This window comes from Streptomyces sp. NBC_01477, from assembly GCF_036227245.1.
Classification (GTDB): domain Bacteria; phylum Actinomycetota; class Actinomycetes; order Streptomycetales; family Streptomycetaceae; genus Actinacidiphila.
Genome location: NZ_CP109445.1, coordinates 8447173 through 8465517, shown reverse-complemented (window position 1 = coordinate 8465517; position 18345 = coordinate 8447173). Strand labels below are relative to the sequence as shown.

Genomic DNA, 18345 nt, shown 5'->3' with positions numbered 1-18345 from the left:
AGCGCTGCGCGCTGTGCAAGCGAAACGCTGCGCTTCGCGCAGCGTGACCGCACTTCGCGCGGTCTGCCCGGCTCCGCCGGGCCAACCCCTCCGCTGCGCTCCAGGGTTGACGGTCCGCCAGGAGGTGGGCGAAGCTCGCCGGCTGGCGGACCGGGGGCCTCGCTCCGCTCGGCCCCAACACCGCCAGCTACTCGATCCGATCACCGGGAGTGCAGTGGCACTTCCTGGCGGGTCCGCTGCACTTCCCCGCCTGACGGTCCTTCCGGCTGCGCCTCCAGAACCGTTGGGCCCGGTGACGCGGGCCCGGCTGACTGTGAGGGGTGGGGGGCGCTCGTTCGTGTGGGTTCCAGTGTAGCGGGTGCATCGCATGGATGCAGCATGTACCGTTGGCGGAAACACGGGACAGGCCCCGGCCACCGGGGCGGGGCGCGAGAAGCGAGGACGCTTTGAATTCGTTGAGCTTCGAAATGCGCCATGATGCGCGGAAGGAAATCCAACGTGAGGTTACCGGGCTGACTGCGGATCAAATTCACGAGCGCTGGGTGGCCGCTGGCGGCCTGGAAACGGAGGACCGGCCGGCTGTCAGCGCGGAGGACCGGTTGGCCGCGGTTCGGCGGAACGAACTGAAGCGGCTGTGGAGCTGGATGACCGCCTCGGGGTGCGAGACCTACTCCCCCGAGGACGACCCGGCTGTGTACCGCTGGCAGCAGGAAAGCGAGAAGCGCGCGAACGGTGAAGCCGCGGGGGCAGATCCCGAGGAACGCCCGGTCGGCGGGGCCTACCAGTTGGAGGACGCACGCCGGCTGTACCTGGCCACGATCCTGCAGAACGCCCTGGCGACCGTGCGCGGCCGTGAGCTGGACAGTCCGGACGCGGAGCAGCTCAGCCTCCTGGACGACTTCTTCACCCGCGCCGTTGTCTTCCCCGACCCGCACGGCAACGGGGTGCACCCCCGGCCCCACCAGGCTCTGTTCGGCTGGAGCAGCGAGCCGCCCGGGATCGATCACGCCAGCGAGCCCGGCCGGGCGCTGGCGGTGTTCCTCCTGGCCTACCTGGACCACCACGGCATGGTCCTGACGAAGTCCGCCCGCCCCTCCGTCTGGCCCGCTCCTCCCGTTGAGCGCAGCGGTGCGGGCCGGCCTTCGGTCCGCGACGCGGAGCAGGGCGAGGGAAGCGAGGCGCCGGCGGAGCTTGTCGAGCGCGTCCTGGCCGTGTGGGAGCAGCACTACGCGGCCGTCACCGGCACCAGCGGCGACCGGTGGGAGGCGGAGTCCCGGGACGTCGTGGGGATCGCGCTGCGGACGGTGAAGCTGGCCGACCGGGACGCCTATCCGCAAGTCCTGGAGGAGTTCCTGCGGGCCAACCGGGCGCGGCTGGAGCGGCTGTGGGCCCGCTACGGGCCGGGCGGGCTGTTCGCGGAAGAAGTCGTCTTGGTCGACATGGCGGCCTGCTACGTGCTGTGCGAGCGGATCGAGGCGGTCCCGCTGTGGCTTAAGGGGGTCTGGGACCAGGAGGCGACCGCGCTGGAGCGGCTGCACGACGCCTGGCGGTACGACACCAGGGACAAGGACGGCGGGCGATGAGCACTCCCGATCCCGAGATCCGCGCCGCCTCCGCACCCGACCTCAGCCCCGACCCCCGCCTGCGCATGGGCGACTACATGACGATGCAGGTCAACGCCCGCATGCGGATCTTCGCGGCCTTGGCGGCAGTAGGGATCGAGCCGGACGAGGCCGACCAGCTGGTGTGCGCGGTGGAGGCCGGCGCAGTCGCGGGGGGCCACTGCTGGGTTGAGGAGCAGTGCGAACTGGCGCCCGATGAGCGGGGCGAGGCGTACGGGCAGGGGTGGGACGGCGGGGTCACCGCGTCGATCGACACCTTGGTCGCCACTGCCGACAGCGTGTACCGGCAGCGGGGACGAGCCCTCACCACGTCGGCGGTGCAGAAACTCGCCGAGATCATCCATAACCACCAGCAAGCCAGGGAGAAGGCCGGGCCGGCGGACGGCACTGACGTTTCACATTCGACGGGAACGGGGGCGGGGGAATGAGCGGGATTCAGCTCAAGGAACATCAGGTGAAGCAGAAGGCGGCTTTCCGTAAGTGGGTGGGATTCCCCGCAAGGTCATCCGTGCCCGCGCGGGGGGCGCGGGGCACGATCGTGTCCGCGACTGGGTCTGGTAAGACGATCATGGCAGCCGCGAGTGCGCTGGAGTCCTTCCCGGACGGCAGGATCTTGGTCACCGTGCCGACGCTGGACCTGCTGGTGCAGACCGCCCAGGCGTGGCGGGCAGTAGGCCACCGCTCCCCGATGGTCGCGGTGTGCTCGCTGGAGAACGACGCGGTGCTGAACGAGCTGGGGGTGCGCACGACCACCAACCCGATCCAGCTCGCCCTGTGGGCCGGGTCCGGGCCGCTGGTGGCATTCGCCACGTACGCCTCTCTAGTGGACCGCGAGGACCCCGAGGACCCATCGGGCCGGGCGAAGCTGCGCGGGCCGCTGGAGGCCGCCCTGGCGGGCGGAGACCGGCTGTACGGGCAGCGCATGGACGGCTTCAACCTCGCCATCGTGGACGAAGCCCACGGAACGGCAGGTGACATGGGGCGCCCGTGGGCGGCGATCCACGACAACGCCCGCATCCCCGCCGACTTCCGGCTCTACCTCACCGCCACCCCGCGCATCCTGGCGGCGGCCCGGCCACAGAAGGGCACGGACGGCCAGGAGCTGGAGATCGCGAGCATGGCCGACGACCCCGACGGCACCTTCGGGGCCTGGCTTCCCGGCGCTGAGCTGGGGCTCTCGGAGGCGATCGAGAAAGGCGTCCTGGCGGGGTTCGAGATCGACGTGCTGGAGATCCGCGACCCCTCGCCGATCCTCGGGCTGTCGGAGGAGGCGCTGCGGGGCCGGCGCCTGGCGCTGCTGCAGACCGCGCTGCTGGAGCACGCGGCCGCGCACAACCTGCGCACCGTCATGACGTTCCACCAGCGGGTGGAGGAGGCGCAGGCGTTCGCGGAGAAGCTCCCCGAGACGGCCGCGGAGCTGTACGCGACCGAGCTGTCCGATGAGGAGCTGGCGGAGGCGGAGAAGAAGGTGAAGAAGCTGCCCGCGTCGTCGATCGGCGCGGAGCTGTACGACCTGGAGGCCGGCCGCCACGTGCCCCCGGACCGGGTGTGGTCGGCGTGGCTGTGCGGCGACCACCTGGTGGCCGAACGCCGGGAGGTGCTGCGGCAGTTCGCCAACGGCATCGACGCCAACAGCCGGCGCGTGCACCGGGCGTTCCTGGCGTCCGTTCGCGTGCTCGGGGAGGGCGTGGACATCACGGGCGAGCGGGGTGTCGAGGCGATCGTCTTCGCCGACACCCGCGGCTCGCAGGTGGAGATCGTGCAGAACATCGGCCGGGCGCTGCGCCTCAACCGCGACGGCACCACCAAAGTCGCCAGGATCATCGTGCCGTGTTTCCTCGAGGCCGGGGAGGACCCCGGCGACATGGTCGCCAGCGCCAGCTTCGCCCCCCTGGTAGCGGTGCTCCAAGGGCTCCGCTCCCACGATGAGCGTCTGGTGGAGCAGCTCGCCTCCCGCGCCCTGTCCAGCGGGAAGCGCAAGATCCACGTCAAGAGGGACGAAGCCGGCCGGATCACTGGGGCCGGCGGGGGTGACGGCGAGGACCAGGAGCAGGAGCAGGACGGCGCCGACGCGGCCGCGGAGTCGGCGCTGCTGCACTTCGCCTCGCCCCGGGACGCGGCGACGATCGCGGCGTTCCTGCGCACCCGGGTCTACACGCCCGACTCCCTGGTGTGGCTGGAGGGCTACCGGGCCCTGGTCCGGTGGCGGGCGGAGAACGAGATCACCGGCCTGTACGCCGTGCCGTATGACACGGAGACCGAGGTCGGCGTCACCAAGGACTTCCCGCTGGGGCGGTGGGTGCACCAGCAGAGGAAGGCGGCGCGGGCCGGGGAGCTGGAGCCGCGCCGCAGGGAGCTGCTGGACGAACCGGCGGCCGGGATGGTCTGGGAGCCGGGTGAGGAGGCGTGGGAGGCCAAGCTGTCCGCGCTGCGCTCGTACCGGCGGGCCACCGGGCACCTCGCACCCCGCCAGGACGCGGTCTGGGGCGAGGGCGAGGCGATGGTGCCGGTCGGGCAGCACATGGCCAATCTGCGCAGGAAGGGAGCCAAGAACGGACTGGGCAAGGACCCGGAGCGGGCCGCCGCCCGTGCGGCGCAGCTCACGGAGATCGACCCGGACTGGGACTGCCCCTGGCCCCTGGACTGGCAACGCCACTACCGGGTGCTTGCCGACATCGTCGAAGACGAGGGCTCCCTGCCCTACCTCGCGGCGGGCGTGGTCTGGGACGGCGACGACATCGGCAAGTGGCGGTGGCGGCAACAGGAACCCGGCACCTGGATGCAGCTGCTGCCCGAGCAGCAGGAGCGGCTGACCGCGCTCGGCATCAACGCCCCTGTGGCCCCCTCTCCCGCCCCGACAGCCGGGGAAGCGGCGAAGGGCGCGGACAGGGCGGAGCAGGCGTTCCGGCGGGGCCTGGCGGCCCTGACGCAGTGGGTGGAACGGGAAGGCGACCGGCCCGTGCCGCGCGCGCACGGTGAACAGATCGCGGTCGACGGTGAGGCGGAACCGGTGATCCTGAAGCTGGGCGTATGGATTTCGAACATGCGTTCCAGGCGGGACAGGCTCACCGCCGACCAACTCGCCTCCCTCGCCGCACTGGGCGTCGACTGGGCGGGCGCAGTGCCAGCAGTCCCGGCTGCTTCCGCCCCGGACAACCTCTGACCACTCCCCCGCACGAACCGACCCCGGGCCAGCTCAGGCCCGGGGTCGGTTCGTGCTGCAGGCGGGCGGGCTGTCCGGACCCGGATTCGACCGGATCCGGACCTGGGCGTCCGTGAGGGCCGTAACGCGGGCGTGTAACGCACGCCGATTCTCGATTGGAGGGGTTTTCTTGCAGGTCAGGGGTGAAACGCAGATCCGCGTTACACCCCGGCATTGCACTCGCGTTGCACCTCCGGGCAGCTGTGTCGGGGAGGCTGCACGGCTTGTCATGTCCCTCTGCGCGCGCGCTTGCGATTGCGGCGGCGCCACAGTGCCAGTACGGCTGTCAGTGCGGCCTTGAACCACATCGTGCTCTCCTCGCCTCGATCCGTCCCGGCCTGTCAGCCCAGGGTCCAGCCTCGGGAGTACGAGTGCCCGGCCGGTGTCGCCGGACGCCTCCATCCGGCCCGCCGACACGATGAGGCGGGACCAGGGCGGCGGCTGCGGGGCAGGCCGCCGTGACGCGAACCGGCGCCGCTTCCCCGAGGTGCCCTGTCCGCAGTCCATCCGCCTCCTCCATCACCAGGGCTGAGGACAAGGGAGGGGGCACAGAGGGGATGTCAGCGCCCTGGAGCAGCGGCGGAAACATCACTACCCCAGGTCAGAGGCCCCTTTCGAAGCGGCCTTGACGGAACGGTGTGCCCAGTCCGTTGCCCAGTCCGTTGCCTACCCCGTTGCCCAGTCCGTTGCCCAGTCCGTTGCCGAACGGCACCCGGTAAAGGCTCGGACAACTTCAGCGGCGGTGCCGAGCCGGCTGCTGGCCGGGCTGGCCGGGCAACAACGGCTCCACGGACGCAGCCGCCAGGCGGAGCGGGGCCCTGCACACAGCTCCGATGCTTTGGCCGAAGTCGTGACGAGATGGGCTCGCTCTGGGCGCATAACTCCCATCGGAGCGGGCTAGGTTCTTCCGGTTGTACTGACAGCTTTGAGGGGAATTCTGCGATGTCCCGCATCCGTCCGGTCGCCAACGGCACGCGCACCGATCACCCCGTTCCGGGCCTGGTGTTCATCAACGATGAGCGCCTGCCCCTGGACAACCCCGACGCCATCGAGCGGACCGGCCGCAACCAAGGTGGCGGACTGTGGGGGCGGACTGACCCGACACGCAACGGGGGGTGGGTGGCGTTCACCACCGAGCCGAAGAACCCGGCGTTCGCATGGGCGGTGTACCAGCACCCGGAGTACGGCCGGGTGGTCTTACTCATCGAGGCGGGCGACCTGGGCGGCCTGCATCACCACTGGGTGCACGAGCCCGCGGGGATGCTGTTTCGCCACGGCGGCTACTGGTGGGCCGGTGAACGCTGGCACCGCCCGGGCCTTGTCTGGGACGGCGCCTACGAGCGTAACGACCCCCGCGAAGTGGACAACCAGCTCACCGTCACCGCCGCTGACGTGCTGAAAGCCCCCTGCAATCCCCAGAACGCCGCTGTCGCCAAGATCGCCAGTTTCACGGCACCCGAAACGCCGCCGGCGAACTGGCACGACCACCTGGCACTCTGGGCGCAGCTTCGGGCCTCTCAGCCCGGGGTGCGGCCCCTGACGGAGTGCGTTGTCGATCTGCACGCGCCCGAGTTGGCGGCGGACCGCTTGGTGAACATGGCAGGGCTGGCGAATATCGCGGCAGTGGCGGAAGAGGACATGCCCGACCTGCGCTACGAGGCGGACAAGCTGCCCGAGCCCCAAGCGGAAGCCGACGGGGCCCCGTGGTGGTCGGTGCCCGTGGCCCGGGACTGGGCGGAGAACTTCCATCAGAAGAACGGCCCCAAGTCCCTGCTGGCCGCGACCACCTCGTACGACACCGTCCAGCCGGTGGGCCTGGTGGACGCCCACAACCGGCTGCGGAAGAACTTCCACGACGACCTGACGGAACAACCGCGTGGGAAGCGCCGCAAGCCCTACATGAAGGGCGACGACGCCCACGAGGCCGCCGATGCCCTGGCGTGGACTGCCGCGACCACTCTCATGTACGGGCAGGACCAGGGGCTGATTCCCGGTGGAGCTCTGCGCAAGGTGTTGATCGACGCCGTTCTCGGTCACCTCGCGGACGACGTCGATCAGCACGGCGGAACAAATGACGGCAAGAGGCTGGGAGATCTTCCCGCCGACACGGTCAGGATGCTGGTCTGGTACTTCCAGCACCGTCCCGAGGCGGCGGCCGGCATCTTCGGGGAGATCTGCCTGGACGCACGCCTGCGTTTCGGCATCACCCCTGTCCAGGTCGGCAAGATGCTGAGGGTGTCCTTCCACCTGGACAGCGACCTCGACAGCGACGCGGTACGGCAGCTGATGGACATGGCACTGCCCCCGTCCGCACGCGAGCAGTAGCCGCTCAGGCGGCCGTCAGGCGGTCCAGGCGCTCATAGAGGGCGCGCACCAAGCGGGCGCGGTCTTGGACGCAACGCACTGTGCCCTCCAGCGCCACGGACAGCCGGCCTTCCGCCTCCAGCAGGACGACGTCGGCCAGCGCCCGACACCCGCTGTCCGCCGGCAACTGGTCGGCGCAGCGCCGTACGTCGACGGCGGCCGCGCGGGCACAGGCGGTCAGCTGGAGCGCGATCTGCTCATAGTCGCGCTCCTGCAGCGTGTCCGGGCCGGCCCACGCCAGGACTGCCTTGACGAGGCACTCGTACGGCGCGCGGTCGAACGGGAGCTGCGCTTCGATCAGCCCGTCCGGGTCGTACAGGATCGTGGCCGTGCTGTGCGGGGCGGCCGGGCCGGCCGGGGCGGCGGTCACCGCGGGGTGTCCTGCCCGCAGCCGACTTCGTCGTCCTGGTCCTCGATGCGCTCGAGGAAGCTGGCGAAGCCGCGGTCGGTGCGGGCGAGCAGGTCCGGGGAGGGAACGCCGTAGGCGGGCGGCCGGGGACCGCGGCCCTCCGGGCGCGCGTCGGTGGTGCGGGTGTCGGTGTCCGCGGGTGTGCGCATGCGACCCCGCCCTTCCCGGCCGGTGGTCCATCGGGCCTTCGACGCTACGCAATTGCAGGACGCGCTCTCAACGAGATTGCGGGAAATTGCGGAGGTTCACTCCAGGGTGTCGATCGCGGCCGTGATGAGGGTGCGGGCCGCGTCCCCGTACACGGCCATCGACGCGAGGCCGGCGAAGGCCTTGGCATAGTCGGCCAGTTCGCGCGGCTGGGTCACCCTGATCTCGGCGGTCAGCGTCTCCACTACGGCCAGGGTGTCGTCGTGGACGTAGAACGCCTCGAGCGGCCACACGGTGCGCTGCGCGGTGAACGGGATGATGCCCAGCGACAGGGACGCCAGCGGCATCACCGCCAGGAGGTGGCGCAGCTGTCCGCGCATGGCGTCGGGGTCGGCGGTGCGGAAGCGCAGGACGGACTCCTCCATGACCACGACGTAGCGGTGCCCGCCTTCGTAGAGGAAGCGGGAGCGGGCGACGCGGGCGGCGACGGCTTCGGCGACGTCGTTGGGGGTGCCCTGGAACGCGGTGATCTGCTGCATGAGGGCGGTCGCGAACGCGGGGGTCTGGAGGAAGCCGGGCGGGACGTTGGAGAGGTACGCCCGGCAGAGGCGGGTGTGCTCGTACAGGGTGTAGAAGTCCTCCTGGACGCGCCGCATGCCGCTGCGGTGCAGGCGGCGCCACTCCAGATACATCGAGTCGACCGCCCGGGCTGTGGCGATCAGATCGTCCGCCTGGCCGTCGGCGCCGCAGGCCGCGCACCAGGTGCGGATGTCGCTGTCGGTGGGCGCGGCCTCGCCCTTCTGCAGGCGGGTGGTCTTGGCCGGGTGCCAGCCGCACCGGGCGGACAGCTCGCGCCCGGTCAGGCCGGCGTCCTTGCGCAGGTGCTGCAAGCGGACCGCGAGCGCCACGCGGGCGGCCTGGGCGCTGGAGGAGGGAGAGGCGGTCATGGTCGCGGGCGGCCCGGGGCGTTCAGGGGGCGAACTTCTCGTGCGGGATGCCGCGCTCCCACACCGCTTCGAATGCGGCTGCGCACAGCGCGACGGCGGCCGGGTCCCGGGTGCGCTCTTTGCCGTCCGGCGCCCAGTCGCCGGCGCCGGTGAAGTGGTGGAACTGCACGATGTGCCCGTCCAGGAGCCAGAAGTCGTTGCCGGGCAGCGCGATGTCGGACGCGCGGCGCCGGGGCAGCCAGCGCACGTCCTCGCCGGCCTGGAGGTTCAGCGCGGTGATGGCGTGCTCGTAGCGGATGTAGTCGGTGACCGGCTCGGAGACGATCCGCGCCCGGCGCATCACCACCCCGCGGGCGACCGCGCCCTGAACGAGCGGCATCCACTGCGGCCAGAACGAGCGGCCCGGATCCAGGTTCGGGACGCCGGTGCGCAGGAAGGTCTCGAAGTCGTCGGCTTCGTCGCCGACGGCGTAGACGTCCCGCATCTCCAGATGGACCGCCGTGTGCCGGGTGCCGGCGAGTAGCTCAGCGAACGTCGCGGTGCCCAGCTGCTGCGCGCTCAGCGGCATCGCACGCCTCCCTCAGAATCGCCACCATCCGGACCGGGATCCGGATCACCCGCTCGTGCGCGGGGATCCCCGCCTTGTGGCCGGCCACCCATTCAGTGGAGCCGACCAGGGCCTGGAGAAGGCCGTCGGCTTCCTCCCCCTGCAGGACCAGATCCGCGCTCTCCTGCTCCACCCACACCGTCGGCGACCCCTCGCCGCCGGTGTTCGGGTCGATCCCGACGAACCGTAACGTCATCGCATGCTCCCGTGTCGAGTCGGTTGCGCATAGTTGCGCACCCGACCGTCCCGCGCACCAGCACTCTCGGTCAAGGGCGCGGGTCGGTCAGCGCCCATAGCGGGCGGGCCTGTCCGGTGCCGTCGCAGTGGAGGGAGCGGCCGCGAGCTGCGTCCCATCCGGTGACGCGGGAACCTCGGTGCCCGTTCCGCCCGCCGGGCCGATGGGCTTGCCGGCCGTGAGGAACGGCCCGCACAGCCGGCGGTCATCCGTTGTGCTCCCGCCGGTTGATGAGCGCGGCCAGGCGCAGCCGCGTGTCGCTGGTGGCGCTGCGCCAGACCGCGTCGGCGGGACCGTGTTCCTGGAGCTCGGGGAGCGTGGTGACGCCGACGGCGAGCTCGCGCCGACGGATGCCGCGCAGTGCCCTGATGCCCGCGAGGGTGTCGGCGGCCCGGTTGTCCAGCACGGCCGCCGCCTCACCTCCAAGGTCACCGTCCCGCCGACACAGCGCACTCAGGCAACCAGATTCCTTGCCAGCGAAGAACTCGACCAGCAGCTGCGTCGTTGCCTCACCGACGACACGCTTCCTCTGGAAGTACGGATCATCGGCTCTTTGACCTGCCTCTACGGCCTGCACATGTCCCGCATCAACACCCTGACCACCGATCGCTTCCATCATGAGGACGACGGCGCCTACCTCACCATCAACGCCCACCCGGTCCTGCTGCCACCCACACTCGCCCAGCTCATCGAGCGGCAGATCATCCGCCCGAACCGGAACACCTCGCTGCTGCAACCGCCCCGGACAACAGAGCCCAGGTTCCTCTTCCCCGGACGCCCACCGAGCCGGCCCCGCAGCGCCGCAACCATCCGGGCCATGATGAAACAGCACGGCCTGGCCGGCATCAGCGCCCGCAACGCAGCCATGATCGAGGCCGTCAGCAGCCTGCCGCCCATCATCGTCAGCGACCTCTTCGGCGTCAGCACGAGCACAGCCAACAACTGGGCCGGACTCGCCCAGGACAGCTGGACCGACTACCTCGCCGCATGCGCCACCACACCGTAGGGCAGCAGAAAACTCGGCGCCAGCGGTCGCCAGCACCGGCCACAGCCGGGCACCGCGGTGTACACAAGGCGCGATGATGGGTCCCGCGGACTGGTCGCTGGTGTGGGGCACCTTGGTGGTTGTAGACGGCAGGGGGGCTTTGTGGCAAAGGCAATTTGGGGATACGGGTCGCGGTTGCGGGCGGCGGCGTGGATGGTACGAGTGGATCTTGGCGGCCTGCGGGGCTACACGGCGACTTTCCTGCGCGGGAGGTTCGGTAGCAGCGAGTACCGCTATCAGCACCAATTGATCCGGCGCTACGTCGGCCACGGTGGACGCTACCTGCACCTACGCGGCGGGGTCCTGTTCTGGCCGCGACCTCGTCAGAAGCTCTTCCAGTACCGGCTGCGCTGGTCCGCGCGCAGGGCCAGCACTCACGATCTGATGACGCTTCTGGACACAGGTGGCTGGCGCGAGCAGTTGGCCGCTTCGTGGCTCATCGCGGTCGGCCGGCGCGCCGACCTCCGCGACCGAATCGCCCAGGACCTGCGAAGCGATGCCCCGAGCGGGTACGGCTGGGACTACTGCACAGCTTTGGCCCGGCTGGGCACAGACCAGGATGCGGAACTACTGCGTCGTTACCTGGATCAGGCCCTTCTTCTCCCACGTCCCCTGGACGATGACGACGACTGGCACTGCCAGCGGCAGGCCATGGGGGCGCTTCTGTATCTCGACGGTGTGCTCGGTACCAGCTATGCCCAGCCATTGCTCACTGCAGGTGGCTTGTGGAGACAGTGGTCCGGTGAGGAGGGCGCGGACTCCTTGGAAGAGGAGCGGGCGCTGATTGCACAGTTGGTGGCCTTCGCGGCAGGTGAGAGACCTCTGATTAAGACGTAGGTGCTGTGAATGTCTTCCGGGGTTGGCCCCTGCATCGGGAGGGACGTGGTGAGAGGCGAGCGGGCGGGTCAACCACCCGCCTGTTGACTGGAGGACCAAATCGGGACTAACCGCCTCATCAGCCAAGGGCTTGCCGTCGCGGTCCTCGCTTTCACCGGCCGCGAATAGCGCACGGGTCAGATACTGCCTCTTCACCAGCCAGCCAGGGCAGCGAGCACGGCCAGCTCCTGGCGGCCCCGGCCGCCGTCGACTTCCGCGCGCCCGCCGGCGCCTGCACGCCCATCGAGGGGCAGTCCTACGACGCGGTGCCCACCGAGCGGTACGGCGTCCCGGCCCGGTGGCGGATCGAGGAATCCGTCTACTTCGGCACCACCGTCGGCCCCGCCCGCATCGTGCACCGCGGCACCTGCCACGCCAACCACGACTACGCCCGCCCCGCGACCACCGAGCAGGCCCGGGCCGTCCTCGAGCGCGCCGACGCCGCGGCGTGCCAGGTGTGTCGGCCCGATCGGCCAGCCGCTTGCGTGAGCGGCAGCGTCGGGGCGGCCCTACGCCGCGGTGCGCAGCGCTCGGTCACTGCGCGGCACTGCGGCCGCCCCACACGTACCGGGAACGCCCGTCTGGGTCAGCTGCGATGGCGGCGACGAGAGGATCCGATGAGGGTGGGGGTGGCCGACCACCGTGCGGCCTGCACTCGCCTGCCTTGAAGGAGCGTCCTGATGTCCGAACGCAACACGGCCATTCGCAGCCTGCACGATGTCGGCTTGGCGGCTTGGTTCGGCGGCTCGCTGATGGGCGCGATCGGCCTCAACGGCGCCGCTGAGAACGAGGGCGAAACCCAGGCGGCAACGGACCGGATCGCCTCAGCCGGGTGGGCGCGGTGGGCGCCGGTCAATGCCGCCGCTGTCGGCGCTCACCTCTTCGGCGGTGGCGGGCTGCTGGCCCTCAATGCCCACCGCGTCGCCACTCAAAAAGGCGTGGCCGCCTCCACGACGGCCAAGACCGTCGTCACGGCGGCGGCCCTGGCCGCTACCGCCTACGCCGGCATCTTGGGCAAGAAAGTGGACCTGGCTTCCTCTGCGGACCCAGATGACGCCGAAATGGCGGACAAGCATCCCATCGACCTGGACAAAGCCCGGCGGCAGCTGGGCTACGTGCAGTGGGCCCTGCCGGCCCTGACCGGATGCCTGGTGATCCTCAACGCGCTCCACGGAGAGCAGCAGCGCCCTACGGAGCAGACTTCCGGCATGTGGGAGCGAGCCCGCTCGGTGGCCCCCTTCGTCGCGGCGTAGGGCGCAGTCCCGCGCCCCGGTCCGACGTCAGGGCGCGGGATCCAGGACGCGCACCGGGCTGCCCGCCCACGTGTGCTCTGCCGTGGTAGCGGCCACGGCACGGCTCAGGAGGCGAATGATGGATGAAGGCGAGCCGAAGAACTCCGGGGCTACCCGCGCGGATGGAGCCGGGCAGGCGCCCGAGAAACCATCGGACCTGCCCAGCGGGGCCTCGCGCGGGATCGCGAAGCGCACGCTGAAGGAGTACAAGGCCGACAACCTGCCGGACCTGGCGGCGGCGCTCACCTACTACGCGATCCTGGCGATCTTCCCCGCGCTGCTGGCCCTGGTGTCGATTGTGGGCCTGCTGAACAAGTCGACCGCCAAGTCGCTGACCGCCAACATCGTCAGCGTGGCTCCCGGTGCGGTCCGCTCGACCCTGACCAGCATCGTCGCCCAGGTGCAGACCAGCGGCAACAAGGCCCTGATCCCGCTGATCATCGGTGTGGCGGTCGCACTGTGGTCAGCGTCCGGATACGTAGCTGCTTTCATGCGGGCCGGCAACGCCGTGTATGACATCGGCGAGGGTCGGCCGGCCTGGAAGACCCTGCCCCTCCGGTTCTCGATCGCCGTGTTCATCGTCATCGCCATGGCTGCTATCGCGGTGGGCGTCGTGTTCACCGGGAACCTGGCGCGGAAGACCGGCAACATCCTGGGCCTGGGCAACACGGCTGTGACCGTATGGAACTACGCCAAATGGCCGGTCATGATCCTCCTGTTCGCGGTGGTCGTCGCGGTGCTGCACTGGGCCGCCCCGAACGTCAGACACCGTTTCGCCTGGGTCACCCGCGGCAGCCTGCTCAGTATCGTCATCTGGATCGTCGCGTCTGCCGTTTTCGCCATCTACGTGGCGAACTTCAGCAGCTACAACAAGACTTACGGCACCTTCGCCGGAATCATCGTCTTCCTGATCTGGCTGTGGATCTCCAACATCGCCCTGCTCCTGGGCCTGGAGTTCAGCGCGGAGTCCGAACGCACCCGGGCACACGAAGGCGGCCAGCCCCTCGACGAAGAGCCCTACGTCGAACCACGCGACGACCGCAAACTCTGACCACGCACAGGTCGGACGTCCGCGCCCCGCCCGCCGGACCACCCGGTGACTGAAGGCGCTCGAGGATCTCGCGCCGCTGTGGGCCCGCACCGTCCTGACGCGCCCGGACGCCGCGCCCTGCGCCGTCTGCCGCCCGGACCGGCCGCTGGGCACCGCCGCGGCGTAGCCCGGACCGCTCCAGCCGGCCCGCCCCGTTCCCCCGTCAACCAGGTCCGCCGCATTTCAGTCCCGCCACCAATCGCAGCCCTGTACCCATCTGTCCGGTTCTCCCGCTGCGCTCACCCCGTTCGTCGTCCCGCCACCGGCTCCTGGCTCGCTCCGGCTGCTCTCCCACATTCCGCCGCGCGCCAGTTCCGCCTGATCTCCCGCTCCGCCTGATGACACTTCGCCCGGCCGTCCGGCTCTGCCATGGCCCGTAGAGAAGTAGTCGGCACGGCCTCACCCCCTTGTCCGTACCGGTGACCTGCGCGTTTGCCCACCTCCGGCACGGATGGAGTGGGACTTCGAAGGGGACCTGGAACGGGACTCGAAAGGCGACTCCAACCGGGACTGCAAACGGGACCCGAAAGGGGACGTGGTGAATCGCGGCGCCCTTACGGCCGATGGCGGGCACTGCAGAGAGCTCTCCCTGCCCGCGCCCCTCCAGCGCCCGGGCTCGGGCTGCAGCCGGCGCGGCAGCAGGCAGCTGCTCGTCACCCGCGCACGGGGGAGGGAGACCTCTCCCCCGTGCGCGGACAGTATCCACAGGCCGGTACTCCGAGCATCAGGTGAGGCCACCCGAACAGCCGGGCGGCCCGTCCACGAGGAGCCGACCATGTCCCAGCCCGCCACCGCGCCGCTCGCCCCGATGACCCCGCACGCGGCCATTAGCGCCTTCAACTACCTCCGAGCGGTCCAGGCCGACGACGCCGAAGCCGCCGGCGAGTTCGCCGCGGCCGAACCGCAGCTGGCCGCGATGCTCGTGGATGCTGCGGAGGCCAGGCGGGCGCGGTCGTAGCGGGACCAGGAACGGGCCGGGGCCAGCGAGCGCACCGCGGCCTGGTCCCCGTTCTCGCGCGGGTGCAGGACGCTCAGGTCCGCGGTCATCATCCGGCCGCGGCCGACAGGCCGGGTGTAGCCGCCGATCGCGGTCTGCACGATCGCTTCGTCCAGGCCGGGCAGATGAGGTTGGCCGCGCAGGGTGTAGGTGAGGTGCCGGCGGGCTTCGGCGAGCAGGTGCCGGTAGGAGAACGCGCCGCGCATCACGTACACCACGGCGACGACGTCGACGGCGGCCAGGGCGACGTCGACGACGGGGCGCACCCGCGCCCACACCGCCGCTGCCGCCGCACGCGCCCGCTCCGCCAGCCGGGAGACGACCTCGGCGCCGAACGCGGCGACCGCCGACTCCCGCCAGGCCCCGCGCAGCTGCGACAGCGAACGCTTCGCGGCCGGCTTGCACGGGCGCGTCCGGTCGGCGGCCTGCCGGTCCAGCGCGTAGGCGGCCCGCTCCCCCGGCGCGTGCCCGTGCTTGGCCTCGTAGTCGGCCACCAGGAGGGGCCCTGCGTCGGCGATCTGCTGACGGCGGGTGGACTGCCAGTTGATGAGGCGCTGGTCGATGCCCGCGATCTCCATGACGGGCCGCCGGCCGGGCGTCACCTCACGCGGCTCCCACGCCCACCCCAGCCGCGCAGACACCTCCTCCATGAACACCAGGGTGTAGAGGGTGCCGGCGGCAACGATGTTGTCCAGCAGCGAGGCCGCCGACACGTTCCCCCACGTCCCGTCCGGCCGCCGCGCCCGGATCGACAGAACAGCGTGATCGTGGAGCAGTGGTTTGCCGGCCCTGGACTCGTAGTGCCGGAACACCGCAAAGATCAACCCGTCCTTCACCGGGGCGCGGTGCTTGCCGCCGCTCCCCCACCGGATCTCAGCGACCGACTCCTCCAGCCAGCCCAGTGCCCTGTCCCGGGCGATGTCCTGGCACAGCTCCAGCACCCCGCGGTGCTCGTCATCCATCAGCGCCCACGAGACCTGCGCAGTCGACTGCGCCCGGAACACCAGGTCCATCGCCAGCCAGGGCGAGCGCTCCTTGGCGTCCTCGGTCTCCGGCGACCGGTTGTGCTCGACGGGCCTGCCCAGCACCGTCGCCCGCCGCGCCTTCCCCGGACTCACGCCCTGCGCCAGGAGCTCCGCCTCGATCCGGTCGGCGTCCGGGTGCCGGCCCTCCCCCAGCAGCAGCTCAGCCTGCCGCTCGGTCACCTCCTCCCCGGGCGCCAGTCCGACCGCGGCAAGTCCCCTACCTGTCCAGATACCGGGCGGAACCCCGGCTTCGTCCTGCGCGGCGCGCAGCGGTTTACCCGCCCGGCGGCGGCCGTCGCCGACCATCACGCCGCGGAAGTAGTACGGCCACCCACACTGTCCGATCTTCTTCGCACTCACCATCCGGCCACAGAACACCGCCCGTGACCTGCACAAAAGCACGACGTGGAGCGCTTCCCGCCCGGCGGGAGACCGGCACCGGATTTCCACCGCGGGCGCCCGCCAGGCGGAACCGCCCACCAGCCGACGACAGCGTGCGAATGCTGCGCCGCAACCACAGCCGCAACCACAGGAGCCACACCAGCCCCGAATTTGCACTCCCCCGCCTACAGGCAACCAGCGCGCACCAACCAGCCCATCCCCCGCCAACCCACCACCGCTGAGCCCACCACGTCACCCACCCGCCCTTCCACAGCAACGACCACCACCGCCCCCGGCACCCCGCCGGGGGCTTCGTGCTTCCCGGAGGACCGACGTGCCGACCTACGAGACCACCGCCCGCTTCACCGCCGACCTGGACCGCCTCACCCCCCAGCAGCGCCGCCACTTCCACCACGTCATCACCCGGGCCTTCGTCCCCGACCTGCGCGCCGGCCACTTCCGCGCAGGCCTGCGCGTCAAGGGCGTCCAGCGCGCACCCGGCGTCTACGAACTCACCTGGGCAGGAGACGGCAGGGCAACCTGGCAGTACGGACCCGAGGCAGTCCGCGGCGCGCCGCACATCGTCAGGCGCCGCATCGGCACCCACGACATCCTCACCGGCCCCTGACCCGAAGTCCCGCAGCCGAGGCGGCCTTGCGGGCGCCCGGCGGCGGTTGGTTGGCTGATCGTTCCGATTGACCTGGAGGGGAACACCGTGGCAGCAGAGGGCGCAGTGGGTGAGTCCGAGCACATCAAGGCGCTGATCATCAGCACCACTCAGGCCCTGCGGGAGGACAAGGACGCACTGGGCACGTTCCTCGGTGTGGTCCGGCGCAGCGAGAGATTCGCCGAACTCGCCGACACGATGCAGCAGTCCACCGCCCGGCCCGCCAAGCCGTCGTTCTACGGAGTGCACAGCACCGAGTTCGACAGCTGAGCAGAACAGCGTTCCCGCGGCCCGTTGCCCCTCCGGCGGCGGGCCGCTCACCGTCGACGTCAGTCGCTGATCTCCTCTGCCAGCCGGTGCATCAAGGAGGCCGCCATGCCGGTCAGGGTGACCGCGTCGGCCCGGATCCAGGTGGCGCGCCCCATCGGGCCGTCACTGTGCTGGGGACCGCTGGACTGGTTGAAGGACCTCACCAGGAGCTGCTGGTATCCGTCGGCTTGGGCGTCGAGGTCGTTGAGCATGGCTCCGTAGCGGTCGGCCTGGTCTTGGTCGTCGCGCCTGCTGGGAACGTCCTTGGGCCACACCTTCATGTCGCGCATCGACTGGATGGCCAGCCGCGTCTCCCTGATGGCGTCCTGGTACTCCCCTGCGGTGATCTGCCGCTTGGCGTTGAGCAGATTCGCCGCGGCCTTGGCCAGTGGCCCGCTGTCTATCGGCAGGGGAACCGTGACCGTGAAGAACGCGCCCCGGTGTACGTTCTCGATCTGCTGCTCCCAGTCGCTGGCCGACACCTGGAAGTGCGCCTGCCCGTCCATGTACGGGTACTTCTTGCTCTGCGGAAGGCAGCCGCGGAAGTCGACGATCAGCAGGAGCTTGCCGCCGTTGCGCTCCCTTTCCAGGGCGAGTACCTGGTCGGTGGTCAGGGGCAGTGACAGGTCGGCAGCACGGCCCATCCCCAGCTGCAGGCCCACGCCTGTTGGCGTGAACGAGCCCAGCCAACGCATGCCGCCGCCGTGCTCAGCCCACAGCTCCCCGCCCAGCTGTACATGGTTGCAGCCCTCGGCAAGCGTCATCGCCTCCACTTCCTGGCGGAACGTGAAGTGGTGCACCCCGACCCCAGCCATCAGCGAGGCCAGCGCATGCTTCTCCGGCTCTCGCAGCCGAAGCAGAGTCCCGTCGTCGAACTTCAGGTCCGTAGTCATTTCAGCCCCTCGGTAGAGCGCTGATTCTGGCCTGCCCGATACGGAGGCCGGGCCTCCTTTTCGACATCGAGTACAGCGGGACGCCGACCCGGAGTGCCGATCCCGGGGTGATGTTGCAGGCTGGCCCTGTGGAGGACCCGATCCAGGTAGCGCTGGGTCGCCCGCTGATGAGGTGCGGGCGTCGTCGGGCGCGTTGCCAGTGGGCTGGCTTCGGAGTGGGGGAAGACGGAGCCGAGC

At 70.5% G+C, this 18345-nt stretch carries 20 protein-coding genes; 12 read left to right on the top strand and 8 right to left on the bottom strand.

The genetic code is table 11. The features are described 5' to 3' along the window. Positions 1–644: 644 nt before the first annotated feature. The 4 genes from OHA86_RS35915 (at position 645) to OHA86_RS35900 (ending at position 7149) form a co-directional block, all read left to right on the top strand. Positions 645–1583 carry a hypothetical protein gene (locus tag OHA86_RS35915; RefSeq protein WP_329171275.1) on the top strand — a complete coding sequence of 313 codons (939 nt, stop codon included), beginning with the start codon at positions 645–647 and terminating at the stop codon, positions 1581–1583. Continuing rightward, positions 1580–2050, top strand: a complete 471-nt coding sequence (locus OHA86_RS35910) for a hypothetical protein (RefSeq protein WP_329171277.1) — start codon at positions 1580–1582, stop codon at positions 2048–2050. Before OHA86_RS35915 ends, OHA86_RS35910 begins: the two co-directional genes overlap by 4 nt. Beyond that, positions 2047–4785 (top strand): DEAD/DEAH box helicase, encoded by a 2739-nt coding sequence (locus tag OHA86_RS35905; protein WP_329171279.1) that lies wholly within the window; start codon positions 2047–2049, stop codon positions 4783–4785. Before OHA86_RS35910 ends, OHA86_RS35905 begins: the two co-directional genes overlap by 4 nt. Positions 4786–5766: 981 nt before the next feature. Next, a complete protein-coding gene (locus OHA86_RS35900; protein WP_329171281.1) occupies positions 5767–7149 on the top strand; it encodes a hypothetical protein in 1383 nt (460 codons plus the stop codon). 4 nt (positions 7150–7153) lie between these two features. Here OHA86_RS35900 and OHA86_RS35895 read toward each other — a convergent pair whose 3' ends face one another. The 6 genes from OHA86_RS35895 to OHA86_RS35870 form a co-directional block, all read right to left on the bottom strand. Beyond that, positions 7154–7558: a restriction endonuclease gene (locus OHA86_RS35895; RefSeq protein ID WP_329171283.1), complete on the bottom strand. Its 405-nt coding sequence runs from the start codon at positions 7556–7558 to the stop codon at positions 7154–7156. Beyond that, complete coding sequence (locus OHA86_RS35890; protein ID WP_329171285.1) at positions 7555–7746, bottom strand: hypothetical protein; 192 nt, start codon at positions 7744–7746, stop codon at positions 7555–7557. The genes OHA86_RS35895 and OHA86_RS35890 overlap by 4 nt, the downstream gene beginning before the upstream one ends. A gap of 96 nt (positions 7747–7842) precedes the next feature. Continuing rightward, positions 7843–8691 carry a helix-turn-helix domain-containing protein gene (locus tag OHA86_RS35885; protein ID WP_329171286.1) on the bottom strand — a complete coding sequence of 283 codons (849 nt, stop codon included), beginning with the start codon at positions 8689–8691 and terminating at the stop codon, positions 7843–7845. Between the two features lie 22 nt (positions 8692–8713). Then, positions 8714–9259, bottom strand: coding sequence for a DUF6879 family protein (locus OHA86_RS35880; RefSeq protein WP_329171287.1), 546 nt, complete (start codon positions 9257–9259; stop codon positions 8714–8716). Continuing rightward, complete coding sequence (locus OHA86_RS35875) at positions 9216–9494, bottom strand: hypothetical protein (RefSeq protein ID WP_329171288.1); 279 nt, start codon at positions 9492–9494, stop codon at positions 9216–9218. The genes OHA86_RS35880 and OHA86_RS35875 overlap by 44 nt, the downstream gene beginning before the upstream one ends. A 244-nt stretch (positions 9495–9738) precedes the next feature. Next, on the bottom strand, positions 9739–9939 hold the full coding sequence (locus tag OHA86_RS35870) for a hypothetical protein (RefSeq protein WP_329171290.1): 201 nt from the start codon (positions 9937–9939) through the stop codon (positions 9739–9741). Between the two features lie 147 nt (positions 9940–10086). On the opposite strand from OHA86_RS35870, the gene OHA86_RS35865 reads away from it, so the two are divergent. The 6 genes from OHA86_RS35865 to OHA86_RS36220 all read left to right on the top strand — a co-directional run bounded on the left by OHA86_RS35865 (position 10087) and on the right by OHA86_RS36220 (position 13963). Then, positions 10087–10539 (top strand): hypothetical protein, encoded by a 453-nt coding sequence (locus OHA86_RS35865; RefSeq protein WP_329171291.1) that lies wholly within the window; start codon positions 10087–10089, stop codon positions 10537–10539. A gap of 201 nt (positions 10540–10740) precedes the next feature. Next, positions 10741–11415 carry a DUF6000 family protein gene (locus OHA86_RS35860; protein ID WP_329171292.1) on the top strand — a complete coding sequence of 225 codons (675 nt, stop codon included), beginning with the start codon at positions 10741–10743 and terminating at the stop codon, positions 11413–11415. A gap of 305 nt (positions 11416–11720) precedes the next feature. After that, positions 11721–12122 carry a DUF6233 domain-containing protein gene (locus OHA86_RS36225; RefSeq protein ID WP_443071591.1) on the top strand — a complete coding sequence of 134 codons (402 nt, stop codon included), beginning with the start codon at positions 11721–11723 and terminating at the stop codon, positions 12120–12122. 12 nt (positions 12123–12134) lie between these two features. Next, positions 12135–12707, top strand: a complete 573-nt coding sequence (locus OHA86_RS35855) for a hypothetical protein (RefSeq protein ID WP_329171294.1) — start codon at positions 12135–12137, stop codon at positions 12705–12707. 115 nt (positions 12708–12822) lie between these two features. Then, positions 12823–13797: a YihY/virulence factor BrkB family protein gene (locus tag OHA86_RS35850; protein WP_329171296.1), complete on the top strand. Its 975-nt coding sequence runs from the start codon at positions 12823–12825 to the stop codon at positions 13795–13797. Between the two features lie 49 nt (positions 13798–13846). Then, positions 13847–13963 carry a DUF6233 domain-containing protein gene (locus OHA86_RS36220; RefSeq protein ID WP_443072044.1) on the top strand — a complete coding sequence of 39 codons (117 nt, stop codon included), beginning with the start codon at positions 13847–13849 and terminating at the stop codon, positions 13961–13963. A 713-nt stretch (positions 13964–14676) separates the two neighbouring features. Here the strand turns inward: OHA86_RS36220 and mobF are convergent. Further along, complete coding sequence (mobF, locus tag OHA86_RS35845; RefSeq protein WP_443071953.1) at positions 14677–16164, bottom strand: MobF family relaxase; 1488 nt, start codon at positions 16162–16164, stop codon at positions 14677–14679. A gap of 409 nt (positions 16165–16573) precedes the next feature. Between mobF and OHA86_RS35840 the strand changes: the two genes are divergently transcribed. Continuing rightward, positions 16574–16867 carry a hypothetical protein gene (locus tag OHA86_RS35840; RefSeq protein WP_329171300.1) on the top strand — a complete coding sequence of 98 codons (294 nt, stop codon included), beginning with the start codon at positions 16574–16576 and terminating at the stop codon, positions 16865–16867. Between the two features lie 87 nt (positions 16868–16954). Further along, the gene (locus tag OHA86_RS35835; RefSeq protein WP_329171302.1) at positions 16955–17176 is read left to right on the top strand and encodes a hypothetical protein; all 222 of its coding nucleotides are present in this window, start codon (positions 16955–16957) and stop codon (positions 17174–17176) included. 59 nt (positions 17177–17235) lie between these two features. Here OHA86_RS35835 and OHA86_RS35830 read toward each other — a convergent pair whose 3' ends face one another. Continuing rightward, entirely contained in the window at positions 17236–18108 is an 873-nt protein-coding gene (locus tag OHA86_RS35830; protein ID WP_329171304.1) for a hypothetical protein, read from the bottom strand. Positions 18109–18345 lie beyond the last annotated feature (237 nt).